This is a genomic window from Dactylosporangium sp. NPDC000555 (genome assembly GCF_040300025.1).
Classification (GTDB): Bacteria; Actinomycetota; Actinomycetes; order Mycobacteriales; family Micromonosporaceae; genus Dactylosporangium.
Map to the genome: position 1 here is coordinate 75,261 of NZ_JBEPDB010000012.1, position 16,972 is coordinate 92,232.

General features: G+C 71.7%; 14 protein-coding genes and 1 pseudogene. 6 read left to right on the forward strand and 9 right to left on the reverse strand.

What is annotated here, in order from left to right; genetic code table 11:
* Window positions 1-48 precede the first annotated feature (48 nt).
* Together ABT297_RS10680 and ABT297_RS10685 are read right to left on the reverse strand one after the other, a co-directional pair.
* Entirely contained in the window at window positions 49-699 is a 651-nt protein-coding gene (locus ABT297_RS10680; protein WP_350547281.1) for a response regulator transcription factor, read from the reverse strand.
* Window positions 696-1,922, reverse strand: coding sequence for a sensor histidine kinase (locus ABT297_RS10685; RefSeq protein ID WP_350547284.1), 1,227 nt, complete (start codon window positions 1,920-1,922; stop codon window positions 696-698). Before ABT297_RS10685 ends, ABT297_RS10680 begins: the two co-directional genes overlap by 4 nt.
* A gap of 163 nt (window positions 1,923-2,085) precedes the next feature.
* Between ABT297_RS10685 and ABT297_RS10690 the strand changes: the two genes are divergently transcribed.
* Entirely contained in the window at window positions 2,086-2,922 is an 837-nt protein-coding gene (locus tag ABT297_RS10690; protein WP_350547287.1) for a CPBP family intramembrane glutamic endopeptidase, read from the forward strand.
* A 4-nt stretch (window positions 2,923-2,926) separates the two neighbouring features.
* Here the strand turns inward: ABT297_RS10690 and ABT297_RS10695 are convergent, their stop codons facing one another.
* Complete coding sequence (locus ABT297_RS10695; protein ID WP_350547290.1) at window positions 2,927-3,874, reverse strand: LysR family transcriptional regulator; 948 nt, start codon at window positions 3,872-3,874, stop codon at window positions 2,927-2,929.
* A gap of 71 nt (window positions 3,875-3,945) precedes the next feature.
* Between ABT297_RS10695 and ABT297_RS10700 the strand changes: the two genes are divergently transcribed.
* Both ABT297_RS10700 and yczR read left to right on the forward strand, forming a co-directional pair.
* Complete coding sequence (locus ABT297_RS10700; RefSeq protein ID WP_350547293.1) at window positions 3,946-4,881, forward strand: EamA family transporter; 936 nt, start codon at window positions 3,946-3,948, stop codon at window positions 4,879-4,881.
* Between the two features lie 24 nt (window positions 4,882-4,905).
* Window positions 4,906-6,381, forward strand: a complete 1,476-nt coding sequence (gene yczR / locus ABT297_RS10705; RefSeq protein WP_350547296.1) for a MocR-like transcription factor YczR — start codon at window positions 4,906-4,908, stop codon at window positions 6,379-6,381.
* A gap of 74 nt (window positions 6,382-6,455) precedes the next feature.
* On the opposite strand, the gene ABT297_RS10710 is transcribed toward yczR, so the two are convergent.
* Together ABT297_RS10710 and ABT297_RS10715 are read right to left on the reverse strand one after the other, a co-directional pair.
* Window positions 6,456-8,297 (reverse strand): AMP-dependent synthetase/ligase, encoded by a 1,842-nt coding sequence (locus ABT297_RS10710; protein ID WP_350547299.1) that lies wholly within the window; start codon window positions 8,295-8,297, stop codon window positions 6,456-6,458.
* 138 nt (window positions 8,298-8,435) lie between these two features.
* Window positions 8,436-9,095: a TIGR03085 family metal-binding protein gene (locus tag ABT297_RS10715; protein WP_350547302.1), complete on the reverse strand. Its 660-nt coding sequence runs from the start codon at window positions 9,093-9,095 to the stop codon at window positions 8,436-8,438.
* Window positions 9,096-9,212: 117 nt separating this feature from the next.
* Here ABT297_RS10715 and ABT297_RS10720 point away from each other — a divergent pair, with 117 nt between their 5' ends.
* The 3 genes from ABT297_RS10720 to ABT297_RS10730 all read left to right on the forward strand — a co-directional run bounded on the left by ABT297_RS10720 (window position 9,213) and on the right by ABT297_RS10730 (window position 13,615).
* Entirely contained in the window at window positions 9,213-11,075 is a 1,863-nt protein-coding gene (locus tag ABT297_RS10720; RefSeq protein ID WP_350547498.1) for an ABC transporter ATP-binding protein, read from the forward strand.
* A complete protein-coding gene (locus ABT297_RS10725; protein ID WP_350547305.1) occupies window positions 11,072-12,844 on the forward strand; it encodes an ABC transporter ATP-binding protein in 1,773 nt (590 codons plus the stop codon). The genes ABT297_RS10720 and ABT297_RS10725 overlap by 4 nt, the downstream gene beginning before the upstream one ends.
* A 378-nt stretch (window positions 12,845-13,222) precedes the next feature.
* On the forward strand, window positions 13,223-13,615 hold the full coding sequence (locus tag ABT297_RS10730; protein WP_350547308.1) for a hypothetical protein: 393 nt from the start codon (window positions 13,223-13,225) through the stop codon (window positions 13,613-13,615).
* On the opposite strand, the gene ABT297_RS10735 is transcribed toward ABT297_RS10730, so the two are convergent.
* The 4 genes and pseudogenes from ABT297_RS10735 to ABT297_RS10750 all read right to left on the reverse strand — a co-directional run.
* Window positions 13,609-14,271, reverse strand: a complete 663-nt coding sequence (locus ABT297_RS10735; RefSeq protein ID WP_350547311.1) for a TetR/AcrR family transcriptional regulator — start codon at window positions 14,269-14,271, stop codon at window positions 13,609-13,611. The two genes, ABT297_RS10730 and ABT297_RS10735, sit on opposite strands and share 7 nt — an antisense overlap.
* 66 nt (window positions 14,272-14,337) lie before the next feature.
* Window positions 14,338-15,075, reverse strand: a complete 738-nt coding sequence (locus tag ABT297_RS10740) for an ABC transporter permease (protein WP_350547314.1) — start codon at window positions 15,073-15,075, stop codon at window positions 14,338-14,340.
* 3 nt (window positions 15,076-15,078) lie between these two features.
* On the reverse strand, window positions 15,079-15,831 hold the full coding sequence (locus ABT297_RS10745; protein WP_350547317.1) for an ABC transporter ATP-binding protein: 753 nt from the start codon (window positions 15,829-15,831) through the stop codon (window positions 15,079-15,081).
* Window positions 15,832-16,009: 178 nt separating this feature from the next.
* Window positions 16,010-16,972: pseudogene (locus ABT297_RS10750) on the reverse strand (hypothetical protein); the annotation flags it as partial.

Here is a 16,972-nt window from a genome sequence, read left to right on the forward strand (position 1 = left end):
CGACGCGGCGCCGAAGATGGGCGCCGCCCAGCGTCGATAAACGAACCCTCATTTGCCGCTGCCCGGGGTGACGATGCCGGTCTCGTAGGCGATGATCACCGCTTGGGTGCGGTTGGCGGCGCCCAGTTTCGCGAACACGTTGCCCACGTGGGTCTTGACCGTCTCCAGGCTGATCACCAGGGTGGTCGCGATGCCGGTGTTGGACAGCCCGGCCGCGATCAGGCGAAGGATCTCGGTCTCCCGAGCGGTCAGCCGCGGGTGCCGGATGTCGGGCGGCGGCGCGGGGCGGGTCGCGACAAGCCGGCGTACCGCATCCGGGAACAGCAGCGACTCTCCGGCGACGACCAATCGGATCGCGTGCGCGATCTGGGCCAGCCTCGCCCGCTTGAGCAGGAATCCGCTGGCCCCGGCGCGCAGCGCGTCGTAGACGTGGTCGTCGTTCTCGAACGTGGTGATGACCAGCACTTTCGGGGGATCGGCCAGTTCGGCGCGAAGCAGCTCGGTTGCCCGGATGCCGTCCAGCGCGGGCATCCGCACGTCCATCAGCACCACATCCGGGCGCGCCTCGACGACCAGCGGCAACACCTCGGTGCCGTCTGCCGCCTCGGCGACCACGTCGAGGTCGGGTTCGATGGCCAGCAGCGAGCGAAGACCGGTCCGGGTGAGCTCGTCGTCATCGGCGATCAGCAGACGGATCATGGCGTGGACCGTAACGGAAGCCAGGCGGCGAGCCGCCAGTACCAGCCGGTGTCGCCGGCGACCGGGCCGGCGGTGACCTCGCCTCGCAGGACTTGCACCCGCTCGGCGATGCCGGCGAGGCCCAACCCGCCGGACCGGCCGGCGGTGCTTCGTGCCGGGGCGGCCGCGATCGGGTTGGTCAGCTCGATGTCGACGCTGTCCTGGCCGATGGCGATCCGTACCGTGATCGGGCCGGAGTGGCGCATCGCGTTGGTCAGCCCCTCCTGCACGATCCGGTACGTTTCGCGGGACACCGCGACCGGCACCCGATCCTGCTCGCCGCTGAACTCGGCGTTGACCGTGCTGCCGGCGTTGCGCACCCGGTCGAGTAGCGCCGGCACGTCGGCAAGCGTGTACTGCGGCTCCCGGGTCGGCGCGCCCTCGCGCAGCACACCGAGCACGTGGTCAAGATCCTCCAGCGCGGCGCGGGACGCCTCCTCGATGCTGTCCATCGCGCGCCGCGCCCGTTCCGGGTCGGAATGCACGAGCTTGCTGGCCACCGCGGCCTGGATGGTGGCCGCGGTCAGCGTGTGGCCGATCGAATCATGCAGTTCGCGGGCCAGTCGATTGCGGTGCGCGAGCTGATCGGCGTGCCGCTGTACGGCGGCCATCCGTTCGGCGGTACCGGGCCCGAGCAGGAACGGCACGAGCCGGCGCAGCAGCGCGACGTAGCCGGCGCCCGCGGCGATGGCCACCGCGATGTGGGCGAGCGCGAACGGGGCGGCCCAGGCGCCCGGTAGGCCCGGGGCGACCGACAGGGAGAGGCCCAGGTAGTCGAAGGCTCCGCCGCCGCCCAGCCACAGTGCGGGGATCCCGGCGCCGGCGATCACCGCTCCCAGCGAGATCGCCAGCAGCGCGCCGCCCGAGAGCGCGTGGACGAGCAACCACCCAGCGGTCCGCAGCCGGGTCGGCCACCCGCCCAGCGGCGTCGCCTCCGGCAGGCCGGCGCCCAGCAGGTTGTTGGCCAGCCGGACGGAGGCCACCCGGGTCATCCGGAGCAGCCCGCCGATGGGGATGGCGAGGACGGTGCCGGTGATCGTCGCATAAGGCCGTACGGCGGTCATCGGGGACAGTGCCACAGCGATGACCACCCCGACCATGCCGGCCGGCAACCAGACGGCCGCACCGAGCGCGGCATGCAGCCAGCCCCGGTACGACACCGGGTTCGGGAGCCTGCGAGACATGCGGGAAGTGTCGCAGCCTGTTCGGCCGCGCGCCTCCCACTGGGGAGCCATTGCCCGGCTGGCACCCCCGTGCCAGCCGCGATTCGCACCCGGACGCGATGTGCTGCCGCACCCCGGCAAGGCACGGTGTTGGCCGTCCTGTCCAACGGTGAGGGGAGTACCGGTGCGGAGCCGGGGAGTTCTCGTCTATCTGGCCATCGCCTTCGGCGTGACGTGGCCGTACCTGTTCATCGCCCGGTCCGGCCTCGGGCTGTCGCTTGTCAATCCACTCGTCCAGCTTCCAGTCGCGCTGACGCCGGCGATCGGTGCCCTGGTGGTGCGGCGCTGGGTCACCCGCGAGGGGTTCACCGACGCGGGGCTCCGGCTGCGGCTGCGCGCCGCTCGGAAATACTGGCTGCTCGCCTGGCTCGGACCGTTTGCCATCACCGGGGTGACGCTCCTGCTCGCGGCGGCTCGGGGCTGGTGGCAGCCGGACCTCGCCCCCGCCGGCGGCCCGGCCGGCATAGCTCTGCTGCTCCTGCTGCCCGCCGTGCTCACGCCGCTCTATTGGGGAGAGGAGTTCGGCTGGACCAGCTTCCTGTGGCCGCGGCTCATCCCAGGCCGGCCGGGATGGTCGGTGGTGGTCACCGGCTTCATCTGGGCGGTGTGGCACTATCCGCTGGCCTACCTCGGCTATGTCGAGTTCACCGACCACACCGTCAGCATGCTGCTGTGGACCGTCCAGTTCATGTTGCAGCAGGTGATGCTCTGCTGGCTCTACGCACGCAGCGGATCGGTCTGGGTGACGAGCCTGGCGCATGCGGGCAACAACGTGGTCATCGGCCTGCTGTACGAGCAACTGCTCATCGACGGGGGCGGCATGAGTCAGCTCCAGGTCATGGCCTGCTCGACGATGGTGCTCGCCGTCGTGTGCGCGGCCGCGCCTATCTGGCGCATCGTCAGCGGCCGGCGGCCGCAGCGCGTCTCCGCCCGGCCCGAACCGCCTCGAATGTCCGGTTGATGATTTAGACCACGTGCACCATGTCCTGGCCGGGCATCCATGCGAGGGGGTCGGCCGTGCTCGCGCGGTGTCGCCAGGCGTCCTGGAGGGCTGCGACGGTGGCGCCGATCGCGGGCCGGACGCCGGCGGCGGCGCGCCATGCGACGGACACCCGCCGGGCCGCTTCCGGGGTGACCGGGCGGGCCACGGTGCCGGCCGGCAGCGACGTGCGGGCCAGCCGCGGTACGAACGCCACGCCGAGCCCCTCGGCCACGAAGGTCAGCTGCGTCTCGAACTCGTTGACCAGGATCGAGGGGCACAGCCCGGGCAGCATCCGCAGCAGCCACTCGTGGCACACGGTGCCCGGCCTCGACGCGATCCAGCGCTCCTCGCGGACCTCGTCGAGGCTCACCGCACCGGTGCCGAACGCCAGCGGGTGCCCGGCCGGCAGGATCACGTCGGCGACGTCCAGGCCGAGTTCGACGCTGGCGACCCCCGGCGGATACGTCACCGGGATCTCCACCCAGTCGTCGATGAGGGCCACGTCGATGATGCCGCGCAGGATGCCGTCGAAGCTCGTCTCCCGGTCGCTCTCCAGCAGCGTCGGCTCCAGGCCCGGGTGCTCGGCGGCGAGCCGGCGCAGCGCGTGAGGGAGCAGGCCGCGGCACGCGGTCGGGAACGATGAGACGCTCAGCCGGCCCGACACGGTCTCCTGGTGTGCGGCCAGCGCCGCCTCGGCCTCCTCGACCGCGGCGAGCACCAGCCCGGCATGCTCGGCGAGGATCCGGCCGGCCTCGGTGAGCCGCAGCCGCCGCCCGTCCTTCTCCACGAGTGTGGCCTTCGTCTCACGCTCGAGCTTCGCGATGTGCTGGGAGATCGCCGACGGCGTGCAGTGCAGCGCGCCCGCGGCGGCAGTGACGGTGCCGAACGTCTGCACCGCGCGCAGCGCCTGGAGCCGGGGAAGGTCAAGCATGAAGCAATGCTAAATCAACGATGAAGAATTTTTCGATAGTACTTCACATTTTCCGCGCCAATCATCGAGGCATGAAACCTCGCGACCTCGCCCTGGCGATCCTGGTGACCGCCATCTGGGGCGTCAACTTCGTGGTCATCCATGTGGGCCTGGACAGCATGTCGCCGCTGCTGTTCTGCGCGCTGCGCTTCGGCGTGGCCGCCCTGCCCGCGGTGTTCCTCGTCGGCCGGCCGCGGGCGCCGTGGCGCTGGGTGATCGCCACCGGCGTGGCACTGGGGGTGGTCAAGTTCTCGCTGCTCTTCGCGGGTATGGCCGCCGGGCTGCCGTCCGGGCTCTCCGCGCTGGTACTGCAGAGCCAGGTCGTCTTCACGCTCGTCTTCGCCACCGTCCTGCTGCGCGACCGCCCGGGGCCGCGGCGCGTCGCCGGCGTGGTGCTGGCCGGCGCGGGCATCGTGCTCATCGCCTCGCAACTGGGCCTGGACCGTCCGGTCGGCGCGTTCCTGCTGGTCCTGGCGGCCGGTGCGGCCTGGGGCCTGGCGAACGTCGCGATGCGCAAGGCCTCGGCCGAGAACATGCTGAACTTCATGGTGTGGGTGAGCGCGGTCGCGACCCCGCCGCTGGTCCTGCTCACGCTGACCGTCGACGGCCCGTCGCACGTCTGGGGCGCGCTGAAGGGCCTGGACCTGACCGCCGTCGGCGCGATCGCCTTCATCGCCTACGTCAGCACGCTGCTCGGCTTCGGTGTCTGGGGCCGGCTCATCGCCCGCTACGGCGCCGGTACCGTCGCGCCGTTCGCCGCCCTCGCGCCGGTCTTCGCGATCCTGTCCGCGGCACTGTTCCTGCACGAGCGGATCCACTGGTACGACCTCGTCGGCGGCGCGGCGATCCTCGGCGGGGTGCTGCTGGGCGCGACCGGTGGGCCGCGAATGGTCTCCAGGTCCGGTGCGGAATTGGACTTGCCCGCCGAGTCGGCACGTGCCAGTCTGAGGCCAATCGGTCCGGTGTGATAGCCAATCAAGGGAGACTGGCCTTTGTCTGCGATCGTCCGCGGCGCGCAATTGGCCCGCATGCTCAACGCCTGGAAGGTTGCCGTTGGGGTGCGCGGCCCCGGCGGGCGCCGCCCGGAGTATGTCGTGCTCGCCAACGCCGTGCGCGGCCTGCTCATCGACGGCCGGCTGGCCCTGGGCGTGCGGCTGCCCGCCGAGCGGGAGCTCGCGGCGGCGCTGGGCATCAGCCGTACCACCGTGACCGCCGCATATCGGGAACTGCGCGAGAGTGGGCACGTGTCCAGCCGCCGCGGCGCCGGGAGCTGGACCGAGCTGCCGGCCGGGCACCGGGTCGGGGCCTCCGGGCTGGAGACTCCCAGCGACGACGCCGGCCTGATCGACCTGGGCTGCGCGGCGATGCCGGCCCCGCCGGAGCTGCCGGCGGCCGCCGCCGCGGCCGTCGCCGATCTCGAGCCGTACCTGTGCGGCCCCGGCTACCAGCCGGCCGGGCTGCTCGTGCTGCGGGAGTCGGTGGCCCGCCGCTACACCGAGCGCGGCCTGCCGACCGAGCCCGACCAGGTGATGATCACCGGCGGCGTGCAGCAGGCCCTCGACCTGCTGCTGCGGCTGCTCGTCGCGCCCGGGCAGCGCGCCCTGGTGGAGACGCCCACGTATCCCAACGCGCTGAGCGCGTTCCTGGCCGGCCGGGCGCGGCTCAGCGCGTACGCGATCGGCCCCGACGGCTGGGACGCCGACCTGCTGCTGTCGACGGTCCGCGCGGCGCAGGCCCGGGTCGCGTACCTCATCTCCGACTTCCACAACCCGACCGGCCACCTCATGCCGGCGTCGCTGCGCGAGCGGCTCCCGTCGGCCGCGCACTCCGCCGGCACCGACCTGATCGTCGACGAGTCGTTCGTCGACCTGGCCCTGGACCCCGAGCTCGCCGACGGCGGGATGCCGCCCGCGGTGGCCTCGTTCGACCGCACCGCGCGGGTGCTCACGATCGGCGGGATGAGTAAGGCCTTCTGGGGCGGCCTGCGCATCGGCTGGGTGCGCGGCCCGGCGCCGCTCATCGCCCGGCTCGCCGCGGCCCGCGTCGGCGTCGACATGGCCTCGCCGGTGCTCGACCAGCTCGTCGCCACCCGCCTGCTGCAGCACCGCGACACGATCGTCGCCGCGCGGCGCAAGCAGCTGCTGGTACAGCGCGACACGCTCGCCGAGGCGCTGCGCGCGGAGCTGCCGGACTGGCGCTTCGTGCTGCCCCGCGGCGGCATGGTCATCTGGGCCGAGCTCGACGCGCCGGTGTCCAGCGCCCTGGCCCGCTCCGCGGAGGAGCTCGGCGTGCGGGTCGCGTCCGGGCCACGCTTCGGCGCGGACGGGACGATGGAGCGGTTCATGCGCCTGCCGTTCACGCTGCCGGAGGCCGACCTGGTCGAGGCGGTGCGCCGGCTCGCCGAGGCCCGCACCGACCTGGACCGCCCGCGCCGCCACTCGTGGTCGACGCAGGTGGTCGTGGCCTGAGCAGTCGCGTCGCGGCCCCCGGGGATGGCGGTCCCCGGGGGCCACGACACTGTGGGGTGTGAGCGAGGCCTGTGTCAGATCTCCGCGAGCGCGCCCGCGTACATGCGGTCGATGTCCTGCTCGAACGACTTCTCCACGGCGCGGCGCTTGACCTTGAGCGAGGGGGTGAGCTCGCCGTCCTCGATGGACAGGTCGCGGCCGAGGATCTTGAACTTCTTGACGGTCTCCCAGCGGTTGAGCCTGGTGTTGAGCTCATTGACGTAGCCCGCCACGAGCTCCTCGGCCTCCTTGGAGGCGGCGATCTCGGCGTAGGACTTCCCGGCCAGCGCGGTGCCCTCCGCCCACGCCTTGATCGCGTCGGGGTCGAGGGTGATCAGCATCGTCACGTAGTTGCGGGCCTGGCCGACGACGATCGCCTGCGAGGTGTACGGGCACACCGACTTGAACAGGCCCTCGATGTAGCTGGGCGCGACGTACTTGCCGCCCGACGTCTTGATCAGGTCCTTCTTGCGGTCGGTGATGCGCAGATAGCCATCGGCGTCGAGCTCGCCGATGTCGCCGGTGCGGAACCACCCGTCCTCGGTGAACGCCGCGGCGGTCTCGTCGGGCAGGTTGTGGTATCCCCGCATGACCGGCGTGCCCCTGAGCAGCACCTCGCCGTCGGTGTCGAGCTTCACCTCGAGGTCGCCGAGCGCCTGGCCGACGGTGCCGATCCGCGCGCGGCCCTCGCGGTTGACGAACGAGCCCGCGGACGTCTCGGTCAGCCCGTACCCCTCCAGGATGGGCAGGCCGGCGGCGAAGAAAAACTCGCCGATCTCCGCGGACAGCGGCGCCGAGCCGGAGATCATCGCGCGCATCCGGCCGCCGAGGCGGGCGCGCAGCTTGCTGAAGACCAGCTTGTCGGCGATCGCGGCCTGGACCTTGAGCATCCCGCCCGGCTCGCGGCCGGCCAGCCGCTCGGCGGAGGCGCGCTTGCCGACCACGACCGCCCAGGAGAAGATCTTCCACTTGGCACCGCCATCGGCCTGCGCGCCGGTGACCACGCGGTTGTACACCTTCTCGAAGATCCGCGGCGCGGCGCACATGAGCGTCGGGTGGATCCGGCCGAGGTTGTCGATGATCTTGTCGACCCGGCCGTCGACATATGTGGGCACGCCGACGTACAGGATCCCGCACAGCAGTGTCTTGCCGAACGAGTGCGCCAGCGGCAGCCACAGATACTGCAGGTCGTCGACGTTGAGCACGCCCGTGTCCTGCTGCGTCATGCCCTGCCAGACCCAGCCGGCGTGCAGCAGCTCGACGCCCTTGGGCCGGCCCGTGGTGCCCGACGTGTAGATCAGCGTGGCGAGCTGGTCGCCTTCGACGCCGGCCGCGATCCGGTCGATGAGCTCCGGGTCCGCGGTGGTCACCGCACGTCCGGCCTCCTCCAGCTCCGCGAGGGTCGTCGTCTTCACGGGTTCGGTACCGCTGGGGGCCCCGTCGATCAGCACGACCGCCGTCAGGTTCGGCAGGTCCGCGCCCTGGATCTTGGCCGCCTGGGCCGGGTTTTCGGCGATGAGCACCTTGGAACCGGAGTCGGCGACGATGTACACGGCCTCTTCGGGCTCGGTCGTCGGGTAGACCGTGGTGGTGGCGGCGCCCGCCAGCATGATGCCGAGGTCGGCGAGGATCCAGTCGAGGCGGGTGCTGGACAGCACCGCGACGCGGTCCTCGGGCTGCACGCCGAGCGTGGTCAGGCCGGCGCCGATGGCGCGGGCGCGCTCGCCGACCTCGCGCCAGGTCAACCAGATCGGGTCGGCGGCGTCGTCGGGGGCGGGGTGGCCGAAGGCCAGGGCGTCCGGAGTCTCGGCCACTCGGTGCAGGAACATGTCCGGAATCGAGCGGTACGGCAGTTCGATCCGCTGGGTCTTGGTCATGATCGGCCTTCCGGGGCGTCCGGCAGCGAGCACCGGCGCCGTGACTGTCGTCACGTCTTCCGGTTACCAGAAGGTAAACCGTCGATCCCGTTACCGGCTAGACCCGAAACCGAAACGTGAGCATCCGTCCGGTGCCGCTCAGATGCCCAGTCGCGCTCCTCGAAGGCGTTCGACCAGATCCTCCGGCCCGGTGAGCTCCACGCCGGCGGCGGCCTGGCGGCCGGTGAAGAACAGCAACAGCTCGCCCGGATCACCCTCGACGGTCACCTGCCGGGCCGGGTCGGGGTCGCCCTTGCCGACCGTAAACGGCTCCACGATCGGTTCAGCGGTTGGCCGCAGGCCCGGCGACCGCACCACGATGCGGGCCGGGAACCGGCGGGCCGACAGCCGCGCCGAGCCCTTGGCGCGGGAGCCCAGGGCCCGCGCGTAGGCCTCCGGCAGCTCGCGCGGCACCCAGCCCGGCGCCGCGCGGCGGACGTCCTCGAGGTGGATGAAGAACTCGACGAGGTTGACGGCCTCCTCGGCGAACGCGGGGCGCACGTGCGGCGCAGCGGTGCGCACCTTCTCGACTAGCGCCGCGTAGTCGCCGGCGGCGAGGCGGTCCTGAACCTTCTTCGTGTGCCCGGCGACCGGCTTGATCAGGATGCCGGCGGCCGCGTCGGGCCGGCGCTCGCGCAGCACGAGGTGCGCGGCGAGATCGCGGGTGGCCCAGCCCTCGCAGAGGGTGGGCGCGTCGGGGCCGGCGGCGAGCAGCGCGTCGGCGAGCGCCGCGCGCTCGGCGCGGGCGAAGGAAGTCATGTACGTAACGCTAGCCCCGAAAGTGTCGTAGGTCGTCGGTAAGGTTGGCGGGCGGTCGGGGTCGCTTACCGGGCCGGAGGCCGCGAAAAGCAGGGAGCTGATGTGACCAGCGGCAAGGTGCTCGCGAAGGGCTTTCGGGTGCTGGGTCACGCCGTCCGTGACGAGCCTCACATGTTCGTCGTCTCGGTCGTCGGCAGCGTGCTGTTCAGCATCCTCACGATCGCGACCGCCTTCGTCTCCGGCGCGGTGGTCGGCCGGATCGTGGTGCCGGCACTGGACCGAGGTCACGTCGCCACCGGCACGCTGCTGCTCGCCGGCCTGGCGATCCTCGCGATCAGCCTCGGCAAGATCGTCGGCATCTTCGGCCGCCGGCTGGGCGCCGGGGCCATGCAGTTCAACCTCCAGGCGAAGTATCGCCGCGCGGTGACCCGCCGCTATCTGCGCCTTCCGCTGGCCTGGCACCAGCGCCACCCCACCGGCACGCTGCTGTCCAACGCCAACGCCGACGTGGAGTCGGCGTGGTATCCGATCGCGCCTTTCCCGTTCGCGGTCGGCACGGTGGTCATGCTCGTCGTCGCGGTCGTCTCGCTGTTCGTCACCGACTGGGCGATGGCGCTGGTCGGCGTCGCGATCTTCCCGGCCCTGCTCGGCGTCAACGTGGCCTACTCACGCCGCATGGCGCCGCGGGTCGCCCGGGCCCAGCAGCTGCGCGCCGAGGTCAGCGCGGTCGCCCACGAGAGCTTCGACGGCGCGCTCGTGATCAAGACCATGGGGCGCGAGGCGTCGGAGACCGAGCGCTTCGCCGCGAAGGCCGTCGAGCTGCGCGACGCCATGATCCAGGTCGGCCGCGTCCGCGCGCTGTTCGACCCCGTCCTCGACGCGCTGCCCAGCGCCGGGACCCTCGCGGTGCTCGTCGTCGGCGGCTGGCGCTATCGGCAGGGCGCCGCCGACGTCTCCGAGGTCGTCAGCGTCGCGTTCCTGTTCACCGTGCTGGCCTTCCCGGTCCGGGCCATCGGCTGGGTCCTCGCCGAGCTGCCGCGCAGCGTCGTGGGCTGGGAGCGGATCCGGCACGTGCTCGACGCCGAGGGCGACACCGTCTACGGCGACACCGACCTGCCCGGCACCGGCCCGGCCGCGCTGCGCTTCACCGGCGTCGGCTTCGCCTATGCCGCCGAGGACGGCGCCGGCCCCGGCGTGCTCACCGACGTGACGTTCGACGTGCCGGCCGGGCGCACCGTCGCGCTCGTCGGCCCGACCGGCTCGGGCAAGTCGACCATCGCCGCCCTCGCCGCCAGGCTCGTCGATCCCGTCTCCGGCGTCGTCGAGCTCGACGGCGCCGACGTGCGCGACCTGACCCAGGACGCGCTCGTGCGCAGCACCGCGCTGGTCGCCCAGGTCCCGTTCGTCTTCGACGACACCATCCGCGGCAACATCACGCTCGACCGGCCCGGCATCGACGATGGCGCGGCCTGGCGGGCGCTGCGGCTGGCCCAGGCCGACGGGTTCGTCGGGCACCTCGCCGACGGGCTCGACACGACCGTCGGCGAGCGCGGCACGTCGCTGTCCGGCGGGCAGCGCCAGCGGCTCACCATCGCCCGGGCCCTCGCCGGCGCCCCACGCCTGCTCGTGCTCGACGACGCGACCAGCGCCGTCGACCCGCGCGTCGAGGCCGCGATCCTCGCCGCTCTGCGCCGCGCCGACGGCGCCACGCAGCCGGCCTCCATCCTCGTCGTGGCCTACCGGCGGGCCACCATCGCCCTGGCCGACGAGGTGGTCTACGTGGAGCGCGGGCGGGTCGTGGCCCGCGGCACCCACAGCGAGCTGCTGGACCGCGCGCCCGGCTACGCCGACCTGGTCACGGCCTACGAGAAGGCCGAGGAGGAGCGGGAGCGCGAGCACGCCTTCGACGGCGACCGCCTGGACGACGGCTCGGACGACGGCCTGGACGACCGCCTGGACGAGAAGAGCGTGAGCGCGTGACGAGCACCGTCGAGGCCACCCCCAGGGCGGGCATCCTGCGGCGCGGCCTGGCGCTGTCCCCGGAGCTGTTCACCGGGCTGGCCGGCACGCTCGGCCTGGCCCTGGTCGCCACCGCCGGCCGGGTCGCCGTGCCGGTCGCCATCCAGAAGAGCATCGACCTGGGCCTCCACGCATCCGGCGGGCCCGACCTCGGCGTGGTCGGCACGATCGTGGCGGTCACCGCGGGTGTGCTGCTGCTGACCATGCTCAGCGCCTACCTCATGAACGTGCGCCTCTTCACCGTCAGCGAGACCGCGCTGGCCGGCATCCGCGCCCGCACGTTCCGGCACATCCACGACTTGTCGATGCTGCATCAGCAGTCGGAGCGGCGCGGCGCACTCGTCTCCCGGGTCACCGGCGATGTCGACCAGATCAGCCAGTTTCTGCAGTTCGGCGGCTTGCTGTTCATCATCAGCCTCGGCCAGCTCACGGTCACCACGATCGTCATGCTCGTCTACTCGTGGCAGCTGACCCTCGTCGTCTTCGCCGCCTTCGCGCCGCTGGTCTTCGTCGTGCGGTTCTTCCAGCGCCGGCTCAGCGTGCTGTATCTCGAGGTTCGCGAGAGCGTCGGTGCGATGCTCGGCGTCATCGCCGAGAGCGTCGTGGGCGCTCCGGTCGTGCGCGCCCACGGCATCCAGGGCCGCACCGGCGAGCGGCTGGACCGCTCGATCGAGCGCAACCGGCGCAGCCAGTTTCGCGCCCAGACCAACAACGTGACCAGCATGAGCTTCGGCGAGCTCGCGGCCGGCCTCGCGCTGGCCGGCGTCGTGGTCGTCGGCACCCTGCTCGGCGTCGGCGGCCGGCTCAGCGCCGGCCAGCTCACCGCGTTCCTGTTCCTGGCCACGCTGTTCATACAGCCGGTGCAGGTGGCCACCGAGGTGCTCAACGAGGCGCAGAACGCGATCGCCGGCTGGCGGCGGGTGCTCGACGTCATCGAGACCGAGCCCGACGTCGCCGACCCCGGCGCCGACGGCCGCGCCCTGCCGGACGGCCCGATCGACGTGCGGTTCGAGCACGTCCACTTCGCCTACCCCGACGGCCCCGAGGTGCTCACCGACGTCCACCTCACCGTCACGGCCCGCACCCGGGTCGCCGTCGTGGGCGAGACCGGCAGCGGCAAGACCACGTTCGCCAAGCTGCTGACCCGGCTCATGGACCCGAGCCGGGGCCGCGTCCTGCTCTCCGGCGTGCCGCTCGGCGACGTCCGCTTCGACTCGCTGCGCAGCCGCGTCGTCATGGTCCCGCAGGACGGTTTCCTGTTCGACGGGAGCGTCGCCGACAACGTCCGCTTCGCCTGCCCCGGCCTCACCGACGCGGAGCTCGAGCTCGCCTTCACGGAGCTCGGCCTCATCGACTGGGTCGAGGGCCTGGCCGACGGCCTGCACACCCAGGTCGGCGAGCGCGGCGAGGCGCTGTCGGTGGGTGAGCGGCAGCTGGTGGCGCTGGCCCGGGCGTATGTGGCCGACCCCGACCTGCTCGTCCTGGACGAGGCCACGAGCGCCGTCGACCCGGCCACCGAGGTCCGCCTGCAGCGCACGCTGGACGCCGTGACCCGCGGCCGCACGACGATCGCGATCGCCCACCGCCTCTCGACCGCCCAGGCCGCGGACGAGGTCATCGTGGTCGACAAGGGCCGCGTGGCCCAGCGCGGCCCGCACGCCCGCCTGGTCACCGAGCCCGACTCGATCTACGCCCGCCTCTACGCATCCTGGCTCGAACAAACCCGCTGACCCCGCCTGTGCCGCGCGGTCCTTCTGTGCCGCTTGGTTCTTTTGCGCCGCGCGATCCGTCTGTGCCCCGAAGGCTGTCTGTGCCGCGCGGTCCCGTCCGCGTTGGTCGGTTCTGTGCGGGCTGTTTGGCCGCGTCCGGGGCTTTGGCCGCGGCTGTGGTGATCGGTCGTGTGGTGCTTGCTCGGGCGTTGTGTCGTGTCCGGGGCTTGTCGATTTCGGTGGTCTCGATCGTGGGCCCGGGGCGTGGGTTTGTCACCGGGACGGATTCCATGTACATGCGGCTCTATGCGTCGGGGCGGGGCGAACGCGCCGATGGCCTACATTGGGCGCATGTCAGCCGGGGGGCGCCGATCCGTGCCAATGCAGGTACGCATCGCGGTGACTGGGTTCAATGCGGTCGGCGGCGTCATCTGCACGCTCGCGCTGACCGCGTTCGGCGTGCTGTTGTCCGGCATGAAGATCGACCCGGTGGCCCAGGGCGGCACCGGCTACCTCGACTTCGTCCTGTTCTTCAACGCGATCCTGTGCCTGTCCCCGCTGGCGGCGGTCCTGGTCTTCCTGGGCACCCGCGTGCGGCGCGGCGAGCACTGGGCCTGGCTGGCGAGCCTCGTGTTCTGGGCGTTCGTCGGCGCCACGATCCCCCTCCTGGTGTGGCTGCTGGACGCCCCGCTGTTCTTCGGCCTCGTACCGGCCCTGTGCGCCGCCGCGCTCCTCGCCCTGCTGCTGACCCCCCAGGCCCGCACCCACTGCGCCGACCTCGGCGACTACTGACCTCTCGGCGCGGTCCCCCACACCGAATCATCCGAAATGTCGGCATGTGCCGCTGTGGCCGGCGGTCCGGGGAGGGGGTCGGCGAGGTAGTGCTGGATGGTGGGGCCGATGTTGCGCACGACGTCGTCCTGGGTCATGGAGGCCAGGGGCTCAAGCTTCAGGATGTACCGCATCATTGCCAGGCCGATCATCTGCGAGGCGACCAGAGCGGTCCGCGTCGGGGCCTCGGCCGGGTCCAGGTTGAGCGCGCGGGTCGCGCGGCGCAGGATCTGGCTCACCAGGAACTCGCGCAGCATGCGGGCCGACCACTCGTGCTGCAGCGCGCTGCGGACCAGGGCGGCCGCCGTGTTGCCGGTGGGGGAGTCCCAGACGGTGAGGAAGGCGCGCACCAGGCGCTCGCCGACGCCGTCCAGGCCGGGCTCGAAGACCTTCGGCAGGACCGTGCCGGGGTCGAGCGGGGCATTCATCGCGGCGAGGAACAGCTTGTCCTTCGACCCGAAATAGTGGTGCACCAGCGCCGGGTCGACCCCGGCGCTGGTGGCGATCTGGCGGATGGACGCCCCGTCGAAGCCGCGCTCCGCGAAGGCATTGGTGGCGGCGGCCAGGATGGCCTCTCGCGTGTCCTGGTTGCCGGGGCGTCGTCCGGTGCGGGCCATGAGCCTCTTTCTGCCGTTCCTGTTGCCTCTTGCGTTCCCGCACCGGGTCGACGGGGCGGGCATGGTTCATGCGGTGCGGCGGCGGAGCGTGGCCGCACCGAGCAAGAGTGCCACGATCACGCAGCCGACGATGATGGCGAGGTCCCGCCACATGATCGACGTCGGGTCCGTGTGGGTGCCGACCTCGGTGAGGGCCTGCACGGCGTACGACATGGGCATGACGTCGCTGATCGCCTCCATCCAGCCGGGCATCCGGTCCCGTGGCTGCAGCAGGCCGCAGAGCAGGACCTGGGGGAGTACCACGGCGGGCATGAACTGCACGGCCTGGAACTCGCTGTCCGCGAAGGCGCTGACCAGCAGGCCGAGCGCCATGCCGAGCACGGAGTTGCCGACCGCGATGACGCCGACGAGCCATGCTGGCCCCAGCGTGTCCAGGCCGAGCAGCCAGAACGCGAGCGTCGATACGGTCACGGCCTGTACCGCGGCGGCCACCGCGAACGCGATGCCGTAGCCGAGCAGGATGTCGACCTTGCCGATCGGCGTGGTGAGGAGGCGCTCCAGGGTGCCGCTGGTGCGCTCGCGCAGCATCGCCACGCTCGTCAGCAGGAACATGATCACCAGCGGGAACACGCCCAGCATGATGAGGCCGACGCGGTCGAACAGCGGGGGATTGTCGTCGTAGAGGTACCGAAGCAGGGTCAACAGGACGGTGGGGACCACGAGGATCAGGGCGATCGTCCGGCGGTCGTGCCGGAGCTGGCGGAGGATGCGCCCGGCGGTGCCGAAGGTCAGCCGAAGTGACATGGGTCAGCCCACCTTCTTCGTGTCTTGTGCCTGGGCGAGCTTCTTCGTGTCCTGTGCCTGCACGAGCCTGAGGAACGCCTCGTCCAGGTCGTCGGTGCCGGCGCTCTGCCGTACCTCCGCGGGGGTCTGGTCGGCGATGAGGTACCCCTCGCGGATCAGCAGGAGCCGGTCGCAGCGGCCGGCCTCGTCCATCACGTGGCTCGACACGAGCAGCGTCGAGCCGGCGTTGGCCAGCGCGTAGAAGTGCTGCCAGAGCTCGTTGCGCAGGACCGGGTCCTGGCCGACGGTCGGCTCGTCGAGCACGAGGAGCGACGGTTTGCTCACGATCGCGCAGGCTAGCGAGGCGCGGGCGCGCTGGCCGCCGGAGAGCTGGCCGACCAGCTGGTCCTTGGCCTGGCTCAGCCCGACGTCGCTGATCGCCGCGTCGGCCTGCTTCGCGCTGAGGCCGTAGAGGGACGCGAAGTACCTCGTGTTCTCACGGATGGTCAGGTCGGCATACACGCTCGGTGCCTGGGTGAGGTAGCCGACCTTGTCGCGCAGCGGCTTCGACCCCGCGGGGTGGCCGAGGACCGTGACGGTCCCGCTGGCGACCTTCTGTACGCCGACGACGGCGCGCATGAACGTGGTCTTGCCGCTGCCGCTGGGGCCGAGCAGGCCGGTGACGCTGCCGCTGGGCACGGTGCAGGTGAAGTCGTGCAGCACCCGCCTCTTGCCGCGCGCGATGACGAGGTGTTCGACCTCGACCGCGTTGCTCATCGTGGGTTCCTTCCGGGCGGTCGGTCAGTGGTTTCGGGCGGTGCGACGCTGAGGTCTCGAAACTCAACGCCTGATGAACTCAACGCTAGATGAAATCTTCCCGGCCCGTCAAACCCGTAAATGCGACAGGGGACGGACCGGTGCCGGTCCGTCCCCTGTACTGGGGTTGCAGGTTGCGTCAGAGCGACAGGAGCCGCTCGAGGAAGTCCTTGTACTGCCGCATCGCCACGCGCAGCGCCTCGGTGTCGGGCCGCTCCGACGACGTGGCCGGGTTGAGGGCGTGCTGCTGTTCCTCCAGCTTCTCGGCGAGGGTCTCGATCGCGTCGCTGACCACGGCGGACGCGCGGGCGACCGCCTTGACCGGGTCGTCGACGAACTTGGACTGCGCCTTCACCAACTGCTGCCGGAACTTGTCGGCCCGCTTCCGCTTCCACAGCACGATGCGCTGCTCGACAATGTCCCCGGGCCGCAACGGCGCGGCGACGGCCGCGTACTCGAGTTCGTCGTCCTCGTCCTCCTCGACCACGACGATGGCGACCGGCTCGGCGTCCTCCGCCTCGCCGCCTTCAGCGCCCCCGACGTCGCCCACGAGCGCCAGGACCTCCTGGTCCTCGTCCTCAGCGTCGGCTTCGGCTTCGGGCTCGTCCGCGGCGTCGTGTTCGTCGGCGGCTTCGGCCTCGGGCTCTTCCGTGGCGTCCTCGGCTTCGGCCTCAGGCTCCTCCGCTACGTCCTCGGCTTCGCCTTCGTCGTCGGCGGCTTCGGCCTGGGGCTCGTCCGCGGCGTCGTGTTCGTCGGCGGCTTCGGCCTGGGGCTCTCCCGTGGCGTCCTCGTCGGTGGCCCCTGCCTCGTCGGCCTCGCCGGTCACCTCTCCGATGTCCGCGACGAGGTTGACCTCCTCGGCCGGCCCTTGATCCTCGGTGTTGTCGACCTCGGCCTCGATCGCCTCGACCAGTTCGTCGGCCGTGTCCTCCACGGCCTCGGCCCCTGGCTCCTCGGCGGTTTCCTCCTGAGCCTCGTCGGCTTCGGCGGCGGCGTCCTCCGCGCTGTCCTCGGTGGGCTCGACGTCTGATGCTTCTTCGGCCTCGGCTGCTGGCTCCTCGGCCGCGTCGTCCTGCGAGTCCTCGGTGGCCTCGACGGCGGT